Annotated in this window: 16 protein-coding genes and 1 riboswitch; of the genes, 11 read left to right on the forward strand and 5 right to left on the reverse strand. The window is 65.4% G+C overall.

The annotated features are described in order from the left end of the window. Window position 1: 1 nt before the first annotated feature. Together ASF77_RS18525 and ASF77_RS18530 are read right to left on the reverse strand one after the other, a co-directional pair. Window positions 2–865, reverse strand: coding sequence for a lipid A biosynthesis acyltransferase (locus tag ASF77_RS18525; protein ID WP_056342696.1), 864 nt, complete (start codon window positions 863–865; stop codon window positions 2–4). Beyond that, a complete protein-coding gene (locus tag ASF77_RS18530; RefSeq protein ID WP_267875210.1) occupies window positions 862–1950 on the reverse strand; it encodes a lysophospholipid acyltransferase family protein in 1089 nt (362 codons plus the stop codon). Before ASF77_RS18530 ends, ASF77_RS18525 begins: the two co-directional genes overlap by 4 nt. Between ASF77_RS18530 and metK the strand changes: the two genes are divergently transcribed. From metK to metF, 4 genes are all read left to right on the forward strand, one after another. Then, the gene (gene metK, locus ASF77_RS18535) at window positions 1903–3069 is read left to right on the forward strand and encodes a methionine adenosyltransferase (RefSeq protein ID WP_056342701.1); all 1167 of its coding nucleotides are present in this window, start codon (window positions 1903–1905) and stop codon (window positions 3067–3069) included. The two genes, ASF77_RS18530 and metK, sit on opposite strands and share 48 nt — an antisense overlap. A 274-nt stretch (window positions 3070–3343) precedes the next feature. Further along, window positions 3344–3417, forward strand: a riboswitch (S-adenosyl-L-homocysteine riboswitch). Window positions 3418–3445: 28 nt separating this feature from the next. Then, complete coding sequence (gene ahcY / locus ASF77_RS18540; protein ID WP_056342703.1) at window positions 3446–4873, forward strand: adenosylhomocysteinase; 1428 nt, start codon at window positions 3446–3448, stop codon at window positions 4871–4873. A gap of 90 nt (window positions 4874–4963) precedes the next feature. Continuing rightward, a complete protein-coding gene (locus tag ASF77_RS18545) occupies window positions 4964–5317 on the forward strand; it encodes a phage holin family protein (RefSeq protein WP_056342707.1) in 354 nt (117 codons plus the stop codon). Continuing rightward, window positions 5304–6131 carry a methylenetetrahydrofolate reductase [NAD(P)H] gene (gene metF, locus ASF77_RS18550; protein WP_056342710.1) on the forward strand — a complete coding sequence of 276 codons (828 nt, stop codon included), beginning with the start codon at window positions 5304–5306 and terminating at the stop codon, window positions 6129–6131. The genes ASF77_RS18545 and metF overlap by 14 nt, the downstream gene beginning before the upstream one ends. Before the next feature lie 66 nt (window positions 6132–6197). Here the strand turns inward: metF and ASF77_RS18555 are convergent, their stop codons facing one another. Continuing rightward, window positions 6198–6944 (reverse strand): hypothetical protein, encoded by a 747-nt coding sequence (locus ASF77_RS18555; RefSeq protein WP_056342713.1) that lies wholly within the window; start codon window positions 6942–6944, stop codon window positions 6198–6200. 165 nt (window positions 6945–7109) lie between these two features. Further along, complete coding sequence (locus ASF77_RS18560; RefSeq protein WP_307181844.1) at window positions 7110–7700, reverse strand: 5-formyltetrahydrofolate cyclo-ligase; 591 nt, start codon at window positions 7698–7700, stop codon at window positions 7110–7112. A gap of 195 nt (window positions 7701–7895) precedes the next feature. On the opposite strand from ASF77_RS18560, the gene ASF77_RS18565 reads away from it, so the two are divergent. The 6 genes from ASF77_RS18565 to ASF77_RS18590 all read left to right on the forward strand — a co-directional run bounded on the left by ASF77_RS18565 (window position 7896) and on the right by ASF77_RS18590 (window position 15348). Then, on the forward strand, window positions 7896–9938 hold the full coding sequence (locus ASF77_RS18565) for a lytic transglycosylase domain-containing protein (protein WP_082493890.1): 2043 nt from the start codon (window positions 7896–7898) through the stop codon (window positions 9936–9938). A 22-nt stretch (window positions 9939–9960) separates the two neighbouring features. Beyond that, a complete protein-coding gene (locus tag ASF77_RS18570; RefSeq protein WP_056342720.1) occupies window positions 9961–10923 on the forward strand; it encodes a complex I NDUFA9 subunit family protein in 963 nt (320 codons plus the stop codon). A 23-nt stretch (window positions 10924–10946) separates the two neighbouring features. Next, the gene (locus tag ASF77_RS18575; RefSeq protein WP_056342723.1) at window positions 10947–11666 is read left to right on the forward strand and encodes a glutathione S-transferase family protein; all 720 of its coding nucleotides are present in this window, start codon (window positions 10947–10949) and stop codon (window positions 11664–11666) included. Window positions 11667–11668: 2 nt separating this feature from the next. Continuing rightward, window positions 11669–12943 carry a multifunctional CCA addition/repair protein gene (locus tag ASF77_RS18580; RefSeq protein ID WP_056342727.1) on the forward strand — a complete coding sequence of 425 codons (1275 nt, stop codon included), beginning with the start codon at window positions 11669–11671 and terminating at the stop codon, window positions 12941–12943. A 77-nt stretch (window positions 12944–13020) separates the two neighbouring features. Next, the gene (locus tag ASF77_RS18585) at window positions 13021–14598 is read left to right on the forward strand and encodes a DAHL domain-containing protein (protein WP_056342730.1); all 1578 of its coding nucleotides are present in this window, start codon (window positions 13021–13023) and stop codon (window positions 14596–14598) included. A 90-nt stretch (window positions 14599–14688) separates the two neighbouring features. Further along, window positions 14689–15348, forward strand: a complete 660-nt coding sequence (locus tag ASF77_RS18590; protein ID WP_056342733.1) for a GNAT family N-acetyltransferase — start codon at window positions 14689–14691, stop codon at window positions 15346–15348. Window positions 15349–15486: 138 nt separating this feature from the next. Here ASF77_RS18590 and ASF77_RS18595 read toward each other — a convergent pair whose 3' ends face one another. Beyond that, the gene (locus ASF77_RS18595; RefSeq protein ID WP_056342738.1) at window positions 15487–15999 is read right to left on the reverse strand and encodes an Lrp/AsnC family transcriptional regulator; all 513 of its coding nucleotides are present in this window, start codon (window positions 15997–15999) and stop codon (window positions 15487–15489) included. 184 nt (window positions 16000–16183) lie between these two features. On the opposite strand from ASF77_RS18595, the gene ASF77_RS18600 reads away from it, so the two are divergent. After that, window positions 16184–19744, forward strand: coding sequence for an indolepyruvate ferredoxin oxidoreductase family protein (locus ASF77_RS18600; RefSeq protein ID WP_056342740.1), 3561 nt, complete (start codon window positions 16184–16186; stop codon window positions 19742–19744). Window positions 19745–19845 lie beyond the last annotated feature (101 nt).

Below are 19845 nucleotides of genomic sequence, written 5' to 3' on the forward strand. Positions count from 1 at the left end.
TTTAATCGTAGAGCGAAGGCTGGCCCGGCGGGCGGGTTTTAAAACGTTTATGCGTCCAGAAATATTCGGCGGGCGCTTCGCGTACCCGGTCTTCGATGAACGCGTTCATGCGGCGGGTGGCCTCGATCATGTCGTCGCCAGGATAATTTTCCCAGGCAGGATAGAAGCGTACGCGCCAGCCCTGGTAGTTCGGCAAATACGTCGCAATCACCGGAATCACCTTGGCGCCGGTAGTGGCGGCGATCCGGCCAAGCGCCGTCAGGGTGGCCGCCGGCACGCCGAAGAAGGGGACGAACTCGGCGTCCTTTTCTCCGAAATCCATGTCCGGCAGCATGAAATAGGGCAGGCCGTCGCGCAGCGCGCGCAGGATCGGCTTGATGCCTTCCTTGCGCGTCACCAGCCGCACCGGGCCGTAGCGTTCGCGGCCATGGCGCAGCAGCTTGTCGAAGGCGGCGTTTTTTTGCGGCACATACATGCTGCACACCGGGATCACGCGCGACGCGACACCGGCCACGTCCAGGCAGACGAAATGCGGGCAGAGCAGGATGGTCGGCCCCGCTTCCATGGCCGCCTGCGGCACCGCGCCTTCGACATGGATGAGTTGACGTACCCGGGCTTCGGGTGCCCACCACAGGATCGAACGTTCGAAGATGCTGCGCGAATAGGCCCGGAAATGCTGGCGCGCCAGGTCGCGCCGGGCCGCTTCCGACAGTTCCGGCATGCACAGGCGCAGATTGGTGAGCGTGATGTGGCGGCGCTTGCCGAGCACTAAAAACAGCAGGCTGCCGATGGCTTCGCCGAAACGCCCGAGCACGGGCAGTGGCAGCCAATGCAGCAGCCACAGGAAGGCGATCAAGATCCTCATGCCACGGCCTCGGCCTGTGGCGCAGCCACGCCTTCCGGTTGCTTATAGCGGTTATAGCTCCAGAAATACTGGGCGGGACAACGTGCGATCAGGGCTTCCATCGCCCGGTTGATGCTGGCCGCCTGCTCGGCGGGGCTGCCCGACAGGTCGCCCTCGAAGGGCACGAAGCGCACGACATAGCCGTGCCCCTTGGGCAGGCGCTCGGCATACACCAGCAGGATGTCGGCGCGCCCGAGCTGGGCAAGTTTCGCCGGCAGCGTCATCGTGTAGGCGGGGCGGCCGAAGAAGGGCGCCCAGACGCCTTCGCCTTCCTGCGGCACCTGGTCTGGCAGCAAGCCGATCGGCTGGCCGCCTTTCAGGGTTTTCGCCAGAATGCGCACGCCGGACAGGTTGGCCGGCGCCAGGTGCAGGTTGTGGCGCGCACGCGCCCCTTCGACCAGGGGTTTCAGGGCGTTTTTCTTGGGCGGGCGGTACATCACCGTGAGCGCCGTATGCAGCGCGATCTGCTGGGCGGTCATCTCGAAACAGCCCAGGTGTGGCGTCAGGAATACAATCCCGCGGCCGGCATCGAGCACGCGCTGCACCATCTCCCAGTTCTCGACCGTGGCATGACGAGCAACCCGCTCCGGCTTGCCGCACCAGACAAAAGCGAGCTCGACGATGGCTTTACCCGCCTCGGCAACGGCGGCGCGGCGCTGGGCGCCATAGCCCGCCAGCGCCAGGTTGGCATCCAGGCGGCGCCGGTACGAAGGGGAGGACAAATACACCAGCCAGCCGAGCATGCTGCCGAAAGCATGCAGCATGCGTAGTGGAAAGACGGACAACACTCTGAATAAAATAACTAGCATGCGCTTGATCGCGGTCGAGGGACAAAGCGAGCCCCTGCGCCAAAAATTTCTTAAAGGAGCGTAAAATACCACTTTACGCAGGATCCGCCGAGTTAATAGACAACTTGCGAAGCGGAATATAAATGTCGCTAAAGCGTCGCAGGCATCGGTTGCTGCGGCAGTTTTTTGATCACAGTAACTGGAGCCTTCATGTCCAACGATTATCTCTTTACTTCCGAATCCGTCTCGGAAGGCCACCCCGACAAAGTCGCCGACCAGATCTCGGACGCGATCCTCGACGCCATCCTCGAGCAGGATCCGCGCGCGCGCGTCGCCGCTGAAACGCTGTGCAACACCGGCCTGGTCGTGCTCGCCGGCGAGATCACCACCCACGCCAACGTGGATTATATCGGCGTCGCCCGCAACACCATCAAGCGCATCGGTTACGACAACACCGACTTCGGCATCGACTACAAAGGTTGCGCCGTCATGGTCTGCTACGACAAGCAGTCGCCGGACATCGCGCAAGGCGTCGACGAAGGCGCCGGCCTCGACCTCGACCAGGGCGCCGGCGACCAGGGCCTGATGTTCGGCTATGCCTGCGACGAAACCGCCGAGCTGATGCCGGCCGCCATCCACTACGCACACCGCCTCGTCGAGCGCCAGTCGCAATTGCGCAAGGATGGCCGCCTGCAATGGCTGCGTCCGGATGCGAAGAGCCAGGTCACGCTGCGCTATGTCGACGGCCGTCCGGTCTCGGTCGATACCGTCGTGCTCTCGACCCAGCATCACCCGGACGTCTCGCACTCGCAGATCGAGGAAGCGGTGATCGAGGAAATCATCAAGCCGATCCTGCCGCGCGAATGGCTGCAGAACACCAAATACCTGGTCAACCCGACCGGCCGTTTCGTCATCGGCGGCCCGCAGGGCGACTGCGGCCTGACCGGCCGCAAGATCATCGTCGACACCTACGGCGGCGCAGCCCCGCACGGCGGCGGCGCCTTCTCCGGCAAGGATCCGTCGAAGGTCGATCGCTCCGCTGCCTACGCCGCGCGCTATGTGGCCAAGAACGTCGTCGCGGCTGGCCTGGCCCGTCAATGCCAGGTGCAGGTCAGCTACGCCATCGGCGTTGCCCGTCCGATCAACATCACGGTCTACACCGAAGGCACCGGCGTCATCCCGGACGAGAAAATCGCCCAGCTGGTGATGGAACATTTCGACTTGCGCCCGAAAGGCATCGTGCAAATGCTCGACCTGCTGCGCCCGATCTATGCCAAGTCGGCCGCCTACGGCCACTTCGGCCGCGAAGAGCCGGAGTTTACGTGGGAGCGCACGGACAAGGCGGCGCTGCTGCGCGCGGAAGCCGGCCTGTCGTAATGCAATAAAGCGGCCATCAGCTCAGAAGGCTGATGCCGCTTTTAGGGTGGGCACTTGTGCCCACGCGGTCGTGCCGATGCATACCGCATATCGTTCGCAGATCGGAAACGTCGCTTTCCGATACCATCGCCGCGACGATCCATGCGCCGTACCGCTTGGGCTTGGCGAGCCCACCCTACAAGATCGCTCCGCGCTTCATTGTTGCAACCGCACAAATGCCCCGGAAGCATTGACCACGCCCCTGCCAGTCTCGCCCAGACGTGCTAAACTTCTGAATTCCGAGGAGCGTTGCGACGAAAAGATTCCTTTTCGCCAGGCTCGGATATCTCAACACTGCGCTCACGTTACTTTTTTCAACCATTGAAAGGAGGGCGTGATGAGCGCCGTACTGAAAACCACCCAAGACTTCCACATCGCCGACATCTCCCTGGCCGCCTGGGGCGAGAAGGAAATCCGCATCGCCGAAACCGAAATGCCGGGCCTGATGGCAATCCAGGAAGAATTCGCCGCGGCCCAGCCCCTGAAGGGCGCGCGCATCACCGGTTCGCTGCACATGACCATCCAGACCGCCGTGCTGATCCGCACGCTGGAAGCGCTCGGCGCGCAAGTGCGCTGGGCCTCGTGCAACATCTATTCGACCCAGGATCACGCGGCCGCCGCGATCGCCGCCGTCGGCACGCCGGTGTTCGCCGTCAAGGGCGAAACCCTCGATGAATACTGGGAATACACGCACCGCATCTTCGAGTGGCCGAACGACGCCGCCGGCAATGCCGTGTACTCGAACATGATCCTCGACGATGGCGGCGACGCCACCCTGCTGCTGCACCTGGGCGCGCGCGCCGAGACCGACATCTCGGTGCTCGACAAGCCGGGTTCGGAAGAAGAGATCTGCCTGTTCAACGCCATCAAGGGCCGCCTGAAAGCCGATCCGCACTGGTATTCGAAGCGCCTGCCGGAAATCCTCGGCGTGACCGAAGAAACCACGACCGGCGTGCACCGCCTGTACCAGATGCACCAGGAAGGCAAGCTGGCCTTCCCGGCCATCAACGTCAACGATTCGGTCACCAAATCGAAGTTCGACAACCTGTACGGCTGCCGCGAATCGCTGGTCGACGGCATCAAGCGTGCGACCGACGTCATGATCGCCGGCAAAGTGGCCGTCATCGCCGGTTACGGCGACGTCGGTAAAGGTTCGGCCCAGGCCATGCGCGCCCTGTCGGCGCAAGTGTGGGTTACCGAAATCGATCCGATCTGCGCCCTGCAGGCGGCAATGGAAGGGTATCGCGTCGTGACGATGGATTACGCGGCCGAGCACGGCGACATTTTCGTCACCTGCACCGGCAACTATCACATCCTGACCGAAGCCCACATGCTGCGCATGAAGGATCAGGCGATCGTCTGCAACATCGGCCACTTCGACAACGAGATCGATGTCGCCTCGCTGAAGAAATATCAGTGGGAAAACATCAAGCCGCAAGTCGACCACGTCATCTTCCCTGACGGCAAACGCATCATCCTGCTGGCCGAAGGCCGCCTGGTGAACCTGGGTTGCGGTACCGGCCACCCGTCCTACGTGATGAGCTCGTCGTTCGCGAACCAGACCATCGCCCAGATCGAGCTGTTCGCCAACACGGCGAACTACCCGGTCGGCGTCTACACGCTGCCGAAGCACCTGGACGAGAAGGTCGCGCGCCTGCAGCTGAAAAAGCTCAACGCCCAGCTGACGGAATTGACCGACGAGCAAGCCGCCTACATCTCGGTGAAGAAGGAAGGTCCGTACAAGCCGGATCACTACCGTTACTGATCGACGCTGATCGATCACGCGTAGACCATCTACGGGCGCAGGCGCGTCCGTAGGTCTCCATAACAAGAAAACGCACCACGAAAGCTGAACATGCGCCTGCTCCTGACCTGGCTGATCAACGCCGCCGCCTTGATGGCCTTGCCCTACCTCATGCATTCCGTGTCCGTCAGCAATGTCGGTACCGCCCTGATCGCCGCCCTCGTGCTGGGCCTGGTCAACACGCTGATCCGCCCTGTGCTGGTCTTGCTGACCTTGCCCGTTACGCTGTTGTCGATGGGGCTGTTCATCCTGGTCATCAATGCCATCCTGTTCTGGCTGGTGTCGCACTGGGTGGATGGGTTCGAGGTCGCCGGCTTCTGGTCAGCCTTCCTGGCAGCGATCCTGTACAGCGTGATTTCGTGGGCGCTTTCTTCCTTGCTCCTCAAAGACGATGGAAAACCATAATTTCAGCATCGAGTTTTTTCCGCCGAAGACGCCGGAAGGCGCGGAAAAGCTGCGCGTCACCCGCCGCAAGCTCGCCGAACTGAACCCGACTTATTTTTCGGTCACCTTCGGCGCCGGCGGCTCCACCCAGCAAGGCACGCTCGATACCGTGCTCGACATCATGGCCGACGGCCACCTCGCCGCACCGCACCTGTCCTGCATCGGCGCCACCCGCGCGTCGATCCGCACCATCCTGCAGCAATTCCAATCCCAGGGCATCCGCCGCCTGGTGGCGCTGCGCGGCGACTTGCCGAGCGGGTATGGCGGCGCCGGCGAGCTGCGCTATGCGAACGAACTCGTCGAATTCATCCGCGCCGAGACCGGCGACTGGTTTCATATCGAAGTGGCGGCCTATCCGGAAGTGCATCCGCAAGCGCGCTCGCCCCAGGACGACCTGCTCGCGTTCGAACGCAAGATCAAGGCCGGTGCGAACGCCGCGATCACCCAGTATTTCTACAATGCCGACGCCTATTTTCAATTCGTCGACAACGCGCAGAAACTGGGAATCGAGGTGCCGATCGTGGCCGGCATCATGCCGATCACGAACTACACCCAACTGATGCGCTTTTCCGACATGTGCGGTGCCGAGATCCCGCGCTGGGTACGGTTGAAACTGGCGAGTTTCGGCGACGACAGCGCCTCGATCAAGGCCTTCGGCCTGGATGTGGTGTCGAGCCTGTGCGAACGCCTGCTGGCGGGCGGCGCGCCCGGCCTGCATTTTTACAGCATGAACCAGGCGGCGGCGACCACCGCCATCTGGCAGCGCCTGGTGTAACGAACTTGATGTACTGGCACGGCCGCTCCGATCGCCGATAAGGGATCGAGGCCGGCCCGTTTTAATTTAAAAACTCAGGTGGTAATGCAGTTGCAGCGAGCGGGCCCGGGCCCGGTCGAGATCGAGCTTGTCCGACTGCAGCATCAAACGCAGATTGCCCACTTCCAGTCCGATTCCGGCGCTGTCGAAACGCGTCTCCACATTCGCGCGCACGGTCAGCCAGCCGAAACGGCGCGACACCGAGAAGGTCGGCACCGTCTCGCCCGCATAACGCGCCACCTGCACGCTCGCTCCCCAGTCCTGGTAGCGGTAATCGAGCGCCGCGGCCGTGTAGCGCGGGATCCTGAAACTGCGCTCGACCTGCTGCTTGCGCCCGCTCAGCAGGGGCTGGTAATTGATGTAGCCGTTCTCGTCGTAGCTGGTCGCATTCGAATTGGGCGACTCGGTATTCACGGGCAGGTTGTTCCAGCGCAGCCGGCTGGCGAGATCTTCGGCCTGCAGGCGCAGCGTCCAGGCGTCCAAGAGCGGCAGCGTGGCCGCCAACGACAGCCCGGCCCCGGAGGCGCTTGGCGCTTCGCCCATGAACGGGTAGGTCATGCGGTTGTCGGCGTCGACGTGGGTGGCGACGGCTTCATACACGTCGGTGCGCGGATAGCCGAGCGTGCCCGCCACGCTGCGTTCGCGCAGGCGCTGCTTGCCGTACACGGCGCCGCTGAGCGCGATGCTGCTCGCGCGTCCGCCGATGCGCGGGCCGTCGATACTGTAGCCGATGCGCAGCCCTTGCGCCTGCCAGGCGAAATAGCGCGCCTGCAACCTAAAACTGGCGGGCGGCGCGTGCGGCGCGCCCCGTGTGCGGCACTTACTGTTGCAAAGTTGCAATTGTAAGGAGCGGTACAGGGCGCTTGCGTTACGGAAAATCAGCAGGGACGAGCCGGTCATCGTGAAAAAGCGACAGGCTCGGCGTGCGGGTGCGGGCTGTCAGTCAGCGGCCGTCAGCTCGGTAATGACGGTGTCGAGCGGCACGTCGTGGACATCGGCATCGAAGTCCGCTTGCTGACAGGCATAGGCGATACCGAGCGTGAGCGGCCGTGGGGCCGGAGCCAATGTGCGGTCATAAAAGCCGCCGCCATAGCCGAGCCGGTAGCCCTGTTCGTTGAACCCGAGGCAGGGCACGAGCAAGGCCGGCGGACGCGCCACCGTGCGTAGGTTCAGTGGCACCGCCACACCCATCGTGTCGAGCACCAGGGCTTCGCCCGGCGTCCAGGCGGCAAAGGCCAGCGGCGCGTGGCGCTCCACCACCACCGGCAGCGCCAGCCGGGCGCCTTCGCGCGCCAGCGCTTCATAGGTGTCGCCCAGGTTCGGCTCCCCGCTCAGAGGCCAATAGACCGCCAGCAGGGACGGGCGATGATGGCGCCACCAGGCCAGCACCTGGGCGCCGATGCGCTCGTCGCGCTCGCGCTTGCCTGGGCCGTCGAGGCTGGCGCGCAAGGTTTTTAACTCGCGCCGCAGTGCCGCCTTGGCGGCTTTGGCCTGCTGCGCCGGATCGTCGGGAAGGCCGGCGCCAGGCAGCGTTTGTTGTTTCTGCGCATCTTCTTGTGCAGCACGCGCTGCGGCCGCGCTGCCAGCCGCGAGCGCCTCGGTCTCATTCGCAAGCGATGGGTGCGGGATGGTGTTCGGGTTGCCTGCGGCCCCTGTTTCGCTAGCCTCGGACGCTGGTCGCGCAACGGATGCGCATGGTATTCTTGATTTGCCGGTCATGGTTCGATGAAGGGTTTAAACGCTGTGTTTTTGCTTCCGAAGAATTTTCTAGCCGGCGCCGTGCTTGCCGCGGCCAGTGCTTCCGTACTGGCCGAAGCGCCTGCGGCGATCGAGTCCGCTGTGCCGCCGGTGCCAGGCGCCGCCACTGTCCCTGCAAGTCCCGCAGTCGCCCCTGCCTCCGCCCCTGCCAATGAGGCGTCACGCGCCGACGACGACAATTTCCTGCTGCTGCGCGAAGCGGCGCGCCAGAACGACAGCGCGCGCGCCAATGCGCTCGCCTCGCGCCTGCCCAACTACGTGCTGGCGCCTTACGTCGACTATTATCGTCTCAAACCGCGCCTGCGCGAGGCGGGCGCGGACGAAATCCGCGCCGTCCTGCAGCGTCACCAGGGCACGGCCGTGGCCGAGCGCCTGCGCACCGACTGGCTGCTCGAACTCGGACGTGCGCGCGACTGGAACAATTTTGACCGCGAACTGGCAGGAGCGGCGCGCAGCGACGATCTGCAAGTGCGCTGCTACGCGCTGCTGGCGCGCGCCGCGCACGGCGAACGCGTGATCGACGAGGCGCGCGGCCTGCTGGTCAACCCGCCCGCCTATGGCGAAGGCTGCGCGGCGCTGATGGCGCAACTGGCACAAACGGGTCAACTCAGCCAGGAAGAATTGCTGGCCCAATTGCGCCTGGCAGGCGAGATGAGCGCCACCGGCCCCTCGCGCCGCATCGCCCAGTTGCTCGGCGCCTCCGACACGCGCGCGGCGCAGGCGGTCGACGTGCCGGCCGTCGCCATGGCGCGTGGCATCGGCACCACCCGCGCCGAACGCGAGATCTACCTGGTCGCCCTCGGCCGCATGGCGCGCACCAGCCTGAAGCTGGCAGTGATCGCCCTGGACAAAAACAGCAGCAAGCTCGCGCCCGAGGAGCGCGCGATCGGCTGGGCGAATGTGGCGCTGGCCGCCTCGATCGTGCTGGCGCCGGAGGCTTCGGAGTACTGGCGCCGGGCCGAAGGCGCGCCGCTCACCAACTTCCAGCGTGAATGGAAAGCGCGGATCGCCCTGCGCCGCGGCGACTGGAAGACAGTGGCCGCCACCATCGACGCCATGCCGTCTCCCTTGCGCGACGAATCGGGCTGGGTCTACTGGCTCGGGCGCGCCTATGCGCACGGGGGCCGGCGCGAGGATGCCGACGCCCTGTACCGCCGCATCGCCACCCCCAACAATTTCTATGGCCAGCTGGCGCTGGAGGAACTCGGCCAGCTGGTGACGACGCCGCCGGGCGCGCTGCCGGTGACGCTTGATGAGGTCAACCAGGTGGCGCAACTGCCGGCGCTGCGCCAGGCCATGAAGTTTTATGCACTGGGCCTGCGCGCCGAGGGCAACCGCGAATGGAACTGGGCCACGCGATCGCTGAGCGAGCGCCAGCTGCTGGCCGCGGCCGACTACGCGCGCCGCAACAACATGCTCGACCGCATGGTCGAGACCTCGCTGCGCACCCGCACCGAACTCGATTTCAACCAGCGCTTCCCGGCGCCGCACAACGAGATCCTGCAACCGACGGCGAAGGGCCTGGCGCTCGACACTGCCTGGGTATATGGCCTGATCCGCCAGGAATCGCGTTTCATTTCCGACGCCCGCTCCGGCGTCGGCGCCTCGGGCCTGATGCAGGTGATGCCGGCCACCGGCAAGTGGGTGGCGGCCAAGATCGGCCTCACCGACTTCGTGCACAGCATGCTGACCGACCTGCGCACCAATATCACGCTGGGCGCCAACTACATGAACATGGTGTTGGAGAACAATGGCGGCTCGCAGGTGCTGGCCACCGCCGCCTACAACGCCGGCCCGGCCCGCTCGCGCACCTGGCGCGGCGTGCTCGAAGCGCCGATGGAAGGCGCGGTGTTCGTGGAGACGATTCCCTTCTCCGAGACCCGAACCTATGTGCGCAACGTGATGTCGAACGCTACCAACTACGCGGCCCTGTTCGAGAAGCGTCCTCAGTCGCTGAAAGCTCGCCTGGGGACGATCACGCCACGCACGGGCGCCGCCGGCCTACCTTAACCTTCACCGAAGGAGGAACCCCATGCGCGACCCGAACGTGGTGGTATTTGGCGGTTCCGGCTTCATCGGCAGCCACCTGGTCGCGCTGCTGGCGCAGGAAAGCATCCCGGTGCTGCTGCCGACGCGCCACGCCGCGCGCGTGCGCCACCTGACGACGCTGCCCGGCGTCGACGTCGTCGAAGCGAACATCCACGACGACAGCACGCTGCGTCAATTGCTGCAGGGGCGCACGGCGGCAATCAACCTGGTCGGCATCCTGCACGGCAGCCGCGCCCATCCGTATGGCCCCGAATTTCGCCGCGCCCATGTCGACCTGCCGCGGCGCATCGTCGAGGCTTGCGTGGTGGCCCGCGTGCCGCGTTACCTGCACATGAGCGCCCTCGGCGCGAATGTCAACGGGCCGTCGATGTACAGCCGCTCCAAGGCCGACGGCGAACTGGCCGCGCGCAGCCATCCCGAAGTGGCGGCGACCATCTTCCGGCCCTCGGTCGTATTCGGCCCCGGCGACCATTTCCTGACCATGTTCGCCAGGCTGCAGCGCCACCTGCCGCTGGTGCCGCTGGCCTGCGCCTCAGCCGCTTTTCAACCGGTGTATGTCGGCGACGTCGCCACCGCCTTCCTGCACGCGCTGCGCGACAACCACGCCAGCCACCAGGTCTACCAACTGGCCGGGCCGACTACCTATACCCTGGCCGAGCTGGTGCGCCTGAGCGGGCGCTATGCCGGCTGCGAGCGCCGCATCGTCGAGCTGTCGCCAGGCCTGGGACGGCTGCAGGCGCGCTTCTTCGAAGCGCTGCCGGGCGAGCCCATCCTCACGCGCGACAACCTCGACTCGATGACAGTCGATAACGTACTGGCGCCGGCGATGCGGGACTTGACAGCGGCTTCACTGGGAATCAAGCTCACCCCGCTCGAAGCGGTCGCGCCGCACTACCTGGCGCCGACCGAGCCGCTCGACCGCCTGCGCACCCGCGCCGGACGCTAACCGACCTCATCAATCAGGAAGCCATGCAGACCATCGAACTCGACCCGACCCTTTCGACTACGCTCGACCATGCGCGCCAACCCGGTCTGACGCTCGTCATCGGCAACAAGAACATCTCCTCCTGGTCGATGCGGCCCTGGGTGGCGGCGGTCGCGTTCAACATTCCGTTCACCGAAGTGCGTCTGCTGCTCGATCAACCCGACACCGCCGCCAAGATCGCCGCCTATTCGCACGCCGGCCGGGTGCCGGTGCTGCTGGCGGGCGAGATGACGATCTGGGATAGCCTTGCGATCTGCGAATACCTGGCCGAGCAGTTCCCCGACAAGCACATGTGGCCGCAGGATGTGGCCGCGCGTGCGCTGGCGCGCTCCATCACGGCCGAGATGCATTCCGGCTTCGCGGCGCTGCGCAACGACATGTCGATGAACATCCAGGCACGCTTGCCGGGGCGCGGGCGCACGCCGGGCGCCCAGGCCGACATCGGCCGCATCTGCGAGATCTGGGAAGACTGCCTGGCGCGCTTCGGCCACCGCGGCTTCCTGTTCGGCGACTTTTCCATCGCCGACGCCTTTTATGCGCCCGTGGTGATGCGCTTTACGACCTATGGCGTGGCGCTGGCGCCGGCGCTGCAGGCCTATTGCGACCGCATGCTGGCCCATCCCGCCGTGGCGCGCTGGGTCGAGGAGGCGATGCGCGAGACAGACCCGACGCCGCTGCACGACGCCGACCTGCCGCGCGCATGACGATGCGCATCTACGTCGTCGGCGGCGCCGTGCGCGACGATTTACTTGGCCTGCCCGTCAAGGACCGCGACCACGTCGTCGTCGGCGCCACGCCCGACGAGATGCTGGCGGCCGGCTTTCGCCCGGTGGGCAAGGATTTCCCCGTCTTCCTGCATCCCGACACCCAGGAAGAGTACGCACTCGCGCGCACTGAGCGCAAAACCGCGCCCGGCTACCACGGCTTCGTGTTCCACACCTCGCCCGCCGTCACGCTGGAAGAGGATCTGATCCGGCGCGATCTGACCATCAACGCCATGGCGCGCGGCGCGGACGGCGCCATCGTCGACCCCTACGGCGGCCAGCGCGACTTGCAGGCGCGGGTGTTCCGGCATGTATCGGAGGCCTTCGCCGAGGACCCGGTGCGCATCCTGCGCCTGGCCCGTTTCGCCGCGCGCTTCCCCGATTTCACGGTGGCCGACGAGACCCTGCGCCTGATGCGACAGATGGTCGAGGAGGGCGAAGTCGACGCCCTCGTGCCCGAGCGCGTCTGGCAGGAGCTGGCGCGCGGCCTGATGGAGAAGCACCCGTCGCGCATGCTGGCCGTGCTGCGCGACTGCGGCGCGCTGGCGCGCATCATGCCCGAGCTCGACGCCTTATGGGGCGTGCCCCAGCCCGAAAAGCATCATCCGGAAGTGGACACCGGTGTCCACATGATGCTGGTGATCGATGTCGCGGCAGAGGCGGATTATTCGCTGGCGGTGCGCTTCGCCGCGCTCATGCACGACCTCGGCAAGGGCGTCACGCCGGCCGACAACTGGCCAGCGCACCACGGCCACGAAGGCATGGGCACGAAACTGATTACCGCCCTGTGCAAGCGCCTGAAGGTGCCCAACGATTGCCGCGACCTGGCGCTCATCACTGCGCGCGAACACGGCAATGTGGCGCGCGCCTTCGAGCTGCGCGCCAACACCATGGTGACCCTGTTCGAACGCTGCGACGCCTTCCGCAAACCCGAGCGTTTCGCCGACATGCTGCTGGCCGCCGAATGCGATGCGCGCGGGCGCGGCGACGCGCATCACCCGCTGCGCACGCGCCCCTATCCGCAGCTGCCCTTCCTGCTGGCCGCGCTGGCGGCGGCACGCGCCGTGAATGCCGGCGAGGTCGCGGCCGCCTGCGGCGAGGACAAGGCGCGCATCCCCGAAGCCGTCCACCACGCGCGCGTGACCGCTGTCTCGCAGTGGGTTTATAGTGCGGAGGGCGCCGAGGCGTATGCAGAGAGCGCAGGCGGCGCCGGCTGACCTGCCCGCGGCCGCGTAATTGTTACAAGAAGTACCATGTACGTGGGTGTCGCTAGCGGTTTTGCTATGCTCCTTCCATGAGCAGATTGTTACAACAGACGGACAGGGTCTTCGCGGTGCTGATGCGCCGCCTCGAAGACATGGGGCCGCGCCAGCGCCTGCGCTATGGCGCGCTGGCCGCACTGGCGCTGGTCGCGCTGCTGGCTTTTCTTTACACCCGCACCACCGGCGTCGACGTCGACACCCAGAACCGCGTGATGTTCGACCTGCACGAGCTGCAGCAGGTCGACGCCGAATGGGATACGAACCTGCTGCGCGCCCACATCGGCAGCAACGTGGCGGACGCGCGCCTGGCTGCGCCACTGCCGCACATCGACGAGCTGACCGCGCGCCTGGCCGAGGCGCTGCCGATGACGCGCGGGCGCGGCGCGCGCCAGGCGCATGCGTCCCTGGTCGCGGCGCTGCGCATCAAGACCGGACTGGTGGCGCAGTTCCGTACCCTGAACCCCCCGCTGCGCGCGGCCCTGCTGTCGCTGCCGCCGGCGCTGGCCGACCTCAAGACGGAACTGGGCGGCATCGAGGGCGCGCTGGCGCCGGGACGCATCGTCGTGCGCCTGGACGCGCTGCTGAACGATTTATTGGCCGACACGCTGCGCTACAACCTGGCGCCGACGCCCGCGCTGGCGCGCCGCATCGAGGGCAACCTGGCGCAGATCGAGGATCAGAAGGAGCGCTTCTCGCTGGCCGTCAACGAGCAGATCGCCGCCCTGGCGCGCGACACCCGCACCATCCTCGCCAACCGTCCGCACGAAAACGAGATCGAGGCCCGCATCGCCGCCCTCGACACCGGAGAAGCGATGGCGCGCCTGGGGCGTGAACTCGACCGTTCGTTCCAGGCCGAGGTGCTCGAACGCCAGCGCTACCGCGGCTTCCTGTTCGCCTATTCGATCCTGCTGCTGGCTTTATTGGCCTACGCCGGCTGGCGCCTGCGCCGCAGCTACCGCATCATCAACGACGTCAACCGCCGCCTCTCCGCCGCCAACGACACCCTGGAACACCGCGTCGCCGAGCGCACGGCCGAGCTGGAAGAACAATCGGTCAAGCTGGCGCGGCTGGCCCAGCACGACAGCCTCACCGGCCTGGTCAACTATGGCCAGCTGACGCGCCTGCTGGAACTGGCGCTGGTACGCGCCGCGCGGCGCGACAGCGTGGTGGTCACCATGTTCATCGACCTCGACGGTTTCAAGGGCGTAAACGATACCTGGGGCCACGCCACGGGCGACCTGGTGCTGCAGCTGGTCGCGCGGCGCGTGCAGAAAGTGCTGCGCGCCGAAGACATCCTGGCGCGCCTGGGCGGCGACGAATTCGTCGTCATGCTCGAAGGCGTCGGCAGCCCCGAGGGCGCGCTGCGCATCGCGCGCCTGGTGCTCGATCAGATCGAAGGCATCAATGAGGCCGACGGCAACCCGGTCTCGATCTCGGCCAGCATCGGCATCGCCAGCGCGCGCGGACGCGCCGGGGCGGAGTGGGGCGCGGCGGCCCTGCTGGCCGATGCCGACAAGGCGATGTACGCCGCCAAGCAGGCCGGCAAGGGCACGTTCATCATCAGTCAGAACGCGCAATGGGGCGGCGACAGCGGGCCTGGCCTGCCGTGATCCGCAGCGGCGCGCACAGCCGGCGCCGGCGCCGGCGTCAATATGCCGCTTCCGCTACAATGGTGCGGTGCACAAAATAGATCGACAACCATGCCTGACAATTCGATAAGCAACTGGTTCGCCAGCCTGGCCGGTACCAGCGCGCGTCCCTCGGTGTTGGTCAAGGCGCTGAGTCAACGCGACCGGCGGCGCATGCTCAGGCATTTCCTGGCGCTCGACGACGGCGACCGCCTGCTGCGCTTCGGCACCGTGCTGCCCGACGAGCAGGTGCGCGCCTATGTGGAAAAAATCGATTTTTCGCGCGACATCGTGTTCGGCGTGGTCAGCCGCGGCTTTCAGCTGGTCGGCGTCGGCCACCTCGCCTTCGCGCCGCCCGAGCCGGGGCGTGCCGGTCAGACCGTCAAGGAGCGCGTAGCCGAATTCGGCGTGTCGGTGTCGAAATCCGCGCGCGGACAGGGCGTCGGCTCGCGCCTGTTCGAGCGCGCCGCCATCCACTGCCGCAACAGCGACATCGACACCCTGTACATGCAGTGCCTGTCGAGCAACCGCACGATGATGCACATCGCCAAAAAGGCGGGCATGGAGATCAAGCGCGAGTACGGCGAGGCCGACGCTTACCTGCACCTGCCGCCGCCGAGCCCCGGCAGCGTGATGCGCGAGGCGCTGGAAGAGCAGTTCGCGGTGATCGATTACACCGTGAAAGCCAATGCGCGCGCGGCAATGAAGTGGTTCATGCCGCGCAAACGGTAGGGTGGACGGCTTCGCCGTCCACGCGTTCAACCGGCTTCGGAAACCTCGCGTCGGATCACCCGTACGTTGAACGCGTGGGCGGGAGACCCGCCCGGTGAAACCGTGGTCGAGGCCATTGGCCTCGACCACCCCTACAATTCACCGTCCTGCATCCCCAATCGGCAGCGCCGTCGTCTCCTTGATCCTCTGCAGCGCAAAACTCGACTTTACATCCAGCACCGACGGATGGCGCAACAAGGTCGCCATCATGAAGCGCGAAAAATGGTCCATGTCTTCCACGTGGACGCGCAGCAGGAAATCCATTTCCCCCGTCATCGCATAACAGGCCACCACTTCCGGCCAGGCCGCCACCGCCTGCGCGAACTCGAAGCGTGGCGACGTCGCCGGCACGCGCGAATTGGCCGGGCCTTCGCTGTGCTTTTCCAGGCGCACGTTCACATAGGCCAACAGGCCGAGGCCGATCTTGTCGGGGTCGACCAGCGCCACGTACTGGCGGATCACGCCGGCTTCTTCCAGGCGCTTGATGCGGCGCAGGCAAGGGGAGGGCGACAGGTTCACGCGCTCGGCGACATCCTGGTTCGAGAGGCGGCCATCGGCCTGCAAAATCTCCAGGATCTTGCGGTCGGTTTTGTCCAATTCTATCTTTGACATAAATTTCCCTAGGGCTGACCAGATCCGCAATTTTATTGCGCAACTGGCGAGTTGGGGGGAATTGATTGGTATTTAATGCTGGAGGCACAAGAGTATAGTGTCGCAGATTACGGAGGAGACATCTCCGTCGCGGCGTGACGAACAATAACAAGCGCGCCGACCCCAACCCAACGGAGACCCATCAATGAACGCACCCCTCGACCGCTCCCAGCTGCAACCATCGCAACCGGAGCACGAGATCACGCTCGACGACAAGTGGACGCTCGAGCGCGGCCGCGCCTTCATGACCGGCACTCAAGCCCTGATCCGCCTGCCGATGCTGCAGCGCGAGCGCGACGTCAAGGCCGGCCTGAACACCGCCGGCTACATCACCGGCTACCGCGGTTCGCCCGTCACCGCCGTCGATCAGACCGCGATGAAGGCGAAGAAGCACCTGGAAGCCCACCACGTCAAGTTCCACCCTGGCATGAACGAAGACCTGGCGGCGACCGCCGTCTGGGGCACCCAGCAAACGAACCTGTACAAGGACGCGAACTACGACGGCGTGTTCGCCATGTGGTACGGCAAGGGCCCAGGCGTCGACCGTTGCGGCGACGTGTTCAAACACGCCAACAACGCCGGCTCCGCCAAGAATGGCGGCGTGCTGGTGCTGGCCGGCGACGACCATGCGGCCAAATCCTCGTCCACCGCGCACCAGTCGGATCACATCCTGACCCACTGCGGCATTCCCGTCCTGTACCCGTCGTCGGTGCAGGAATACATCGACTTCGGCCTGCACGCCTGGGCCATGAGCCGCTACACGGGCCTGTGGGTGTCGATGAAATGCGTCACCGACATCATCGAGTCGGGCGCCGTGGTCGACCTCGATCCGGATCGCGTCCAGATCGTCACCCCGACCGACTTCGAACTTCCTGAAGGCGGTCTGAACATCCGCTGGCCGGACGCCGTCCTGGATCAGGAAGTCCGGATGAGCAACTACAAGTGGTACGCGGCCCTGGCCTATGCGCGTGCCAACAAGCTCAATAAAATTATCTGGGACAGCCCGCAGCCGAAGATCGGCATCATCACCGCCGGTAAAAGCTATGTCGACACGCGCCAGGCGCTGGCCGACCTCGGCATCGACGAGCAGGCGGCGCGCGACATCGGCCTGCGCCTGTATAAGGTCGGCATGACCTGGCCGCTCGAGTCCGAGGGCGTGCACAAATTCGCGCGCGGCCTGGACGAGATCCTGGTGGTCGAAGAAAAGCGCCAGGTGATGGAATACGCGCTGAAGGAAGAGCTGTATAACCTGCCGGACGGCGAGCGTCCGCGCGTGGTCGGCAAGTTCGACGACACCGGCGAATGGCACAACAAGAACCGCACCGGCCATGGCGACTGGCTGCTGCCTGCGACCTATGAGCTGAACCCGGCGCAGATCGCGCGGGCGATTGCTTCGCGCATCTCGCATTACTGCGCCGGCCACCCGGTCGAGCAGCGCGTCAAGGAACGCATCGCCTTCCTGGAAAACAAGGAGCTGGTGCTCAAGAACATTCCAGCCAAGGCCAATCCGGAAACCGACCGCATCCCGTACTTCTGCTCGGGCTGCCCGCACAACAGTTCGACCAAGGTGCCGGAAGGCTCGCGCGCCATGGCCGGCATCGGCTGCCACTACATGGTGCTGTGGATGGACCGCGAAACCTCGACCTTCACCCACATGGGCGCCGAAGGCACGACCTGGATCGGCCAGTCCCCATTCACCAGCGAAAAGCACGTGTTCGTGAACCTGGGCGACGGTACCTACTTCCACTCGGGCATCCTGGCGATCCGCGCGGCGGTGGCCGCCAAGGTGAACATCACCTACAAGATTCTGTACAACGACGCGGTCGCCATGACCGGCGGCCAGAACGTCGACGGCCCGCTCGATCCGGGCATGATCACGCGCCAGATCGCGGCCGAAGGCGTGAAACCGATCATCGTCGTCACCGACGAGCCGGAAAAATACCCGAGCGACTACGCCTGGGCCGAAGGCGTCACCGTGCGTCACCGTTCCGAGCTGATGGACGTGCAAAAGGAATTGCGCGAAATGCCGGGCGTGACCGCCGTCATCTACGACCAGACCTGCGCTTCGGAAAAGCGCCGCCGCCGCAAGAAGGGCGAATTCCCCGACCCGGCCAAGCGCGCCGTGATCAACGAAGCCGTCTGCGAAGGCTGCGGCGATTGCTCGGTGCAGTCGAACTGCCTGTCGGTCGAGCCGCTGGAAACGGAACTGGGCCGCAAGCGCCAGATCAACCAGTCGTCCTGCAACAAGGATTTCAGTTGCGTCTCCGGCTTCTGCCCGAGCTTCGTCACCGTCGAAGGCGGCGGTCTGAAAAAGCCGAAGAAGGCCGCCGTTGCGACCAACGACGCGCCTCCTAGCCTGCCTGCACCGCGCATTCCGTCGGTCGACACCCCGTTCGGCATCCTGGTCGCCGGCGTCGGCGGCACCGGTGTCGTGACCGTCGGCCAGATCCTGGCCGTCGCCGCCCACGTCGAAGGGAAAGGCGCGATCGTGCTCGACCAGAGCGGCCTGGCCCAGAAGGGCGGCCCGGTGATGTCGCACGTGCGCCTGGCCCAGCACCAGTCGGATCTGCACTCGACCCGCGTCGGCACCGGCAGCGCCGATCTCGTGATCGGCTGCGACCAGATCGTCGCCGCCAGCCGCGATGCGCTGAGCCGCATGGGCGAAGGCCGTACCTGGGCCGCCGTCAACTCGACCGGCGCCACCACGGCCGCCTTCGTGAAAAATCCGGACTGGCAGTTCCCGGCCGAAGGTTCGCGCGGCGCCATCGTGCAAGCCTGTGGCGTGGACAACGTCGACTTCGTCGACGCCGGCCAGATGGCGACCGCCCTGATGGGCGACGCGATCGCCACCAACATGTTCATGCTCGGCTACGCCTTCCAGAAGGGCCATGTGCCGCTGCTTGAATCCTCGCTCATGAAGGCCATCGAACTGAACAACGTCTCGGTCGCCTTCAACAAGGCCGCCTTCAACTGGGGCCGCACCGCCGCCCACGACCTGGCCTCGGTGAAACGCGTCACGACCCCGGCCAAGGTGGTCGAGTTCAAGCGCGCCCAGACCCTGGACGAGCTGGTCTCCCGCCGCGTGGAATTGCTGACGGCTTACCAGAACGCCGGCTATGCCGCCCAGTACAAGGCTTTTGTGGATCAGGTGCGCGCTGAAGAAGCCAAGCTTGGCAAAGGCACGCGCCTGACCGAAGCCGTGGCCCGTTACTTCTACAAGCTGATGGCCTACAAGGACGAATACGAAGTGGCGCGCCTGCACACGGATCCGGCCTTCAAGGAAAAGATCGCCAACATGTTCGAAGGCGACATCACCATCAAATACCACCTGGCGCCGCCGCTGCTGGCCAAGCACGACAAGGAAGGCCGCGCGCTGAAGAAGGAATACGGTTCGTGGATGCTGGGCGCCTTCGGCGTGCTGGCTAAACTGAAGGGCCTGCGCGGCACCCCGTTCGATGTGTTCGGCTACAGCGCCGAGCGCAAGACCGAGCGTGCTTTGATCGGCGAATACCGTGCGACTGTCGGCGCGCTGCTGCCGAAGCTGACGAACGAGAACCTGGCGCAAGCCGTGGCGATCGCCAGCATTCCGGAAGACATCCGCGGCTACGGCCACGTGAAGGAGCGCCACCTGAAGGCGGCCAAGGCGAAGGAAGCGCAATTGATCGCCGCCTTCCACGCGCCGACGGGTCTGACGCACGCCGCCTGATCTACCCGCCTTGCATCACTTTTCGCGCCAGGCCCGGCTTCCAGCTGGGCCTGGCGTTGTTGTTTTGCGGCATTAAAAATTTATTTTTCAAAAATTTGCCA

The sequence above is a fragment of the Massilia sp. Leaf139 genome (assembly GCF_001424165.1).
Lineage (GTDB): Bacteria > Pseudomonadota > Gammaproteobacteria > Burkholderiales > Burkholderiaceae_D > Telluria.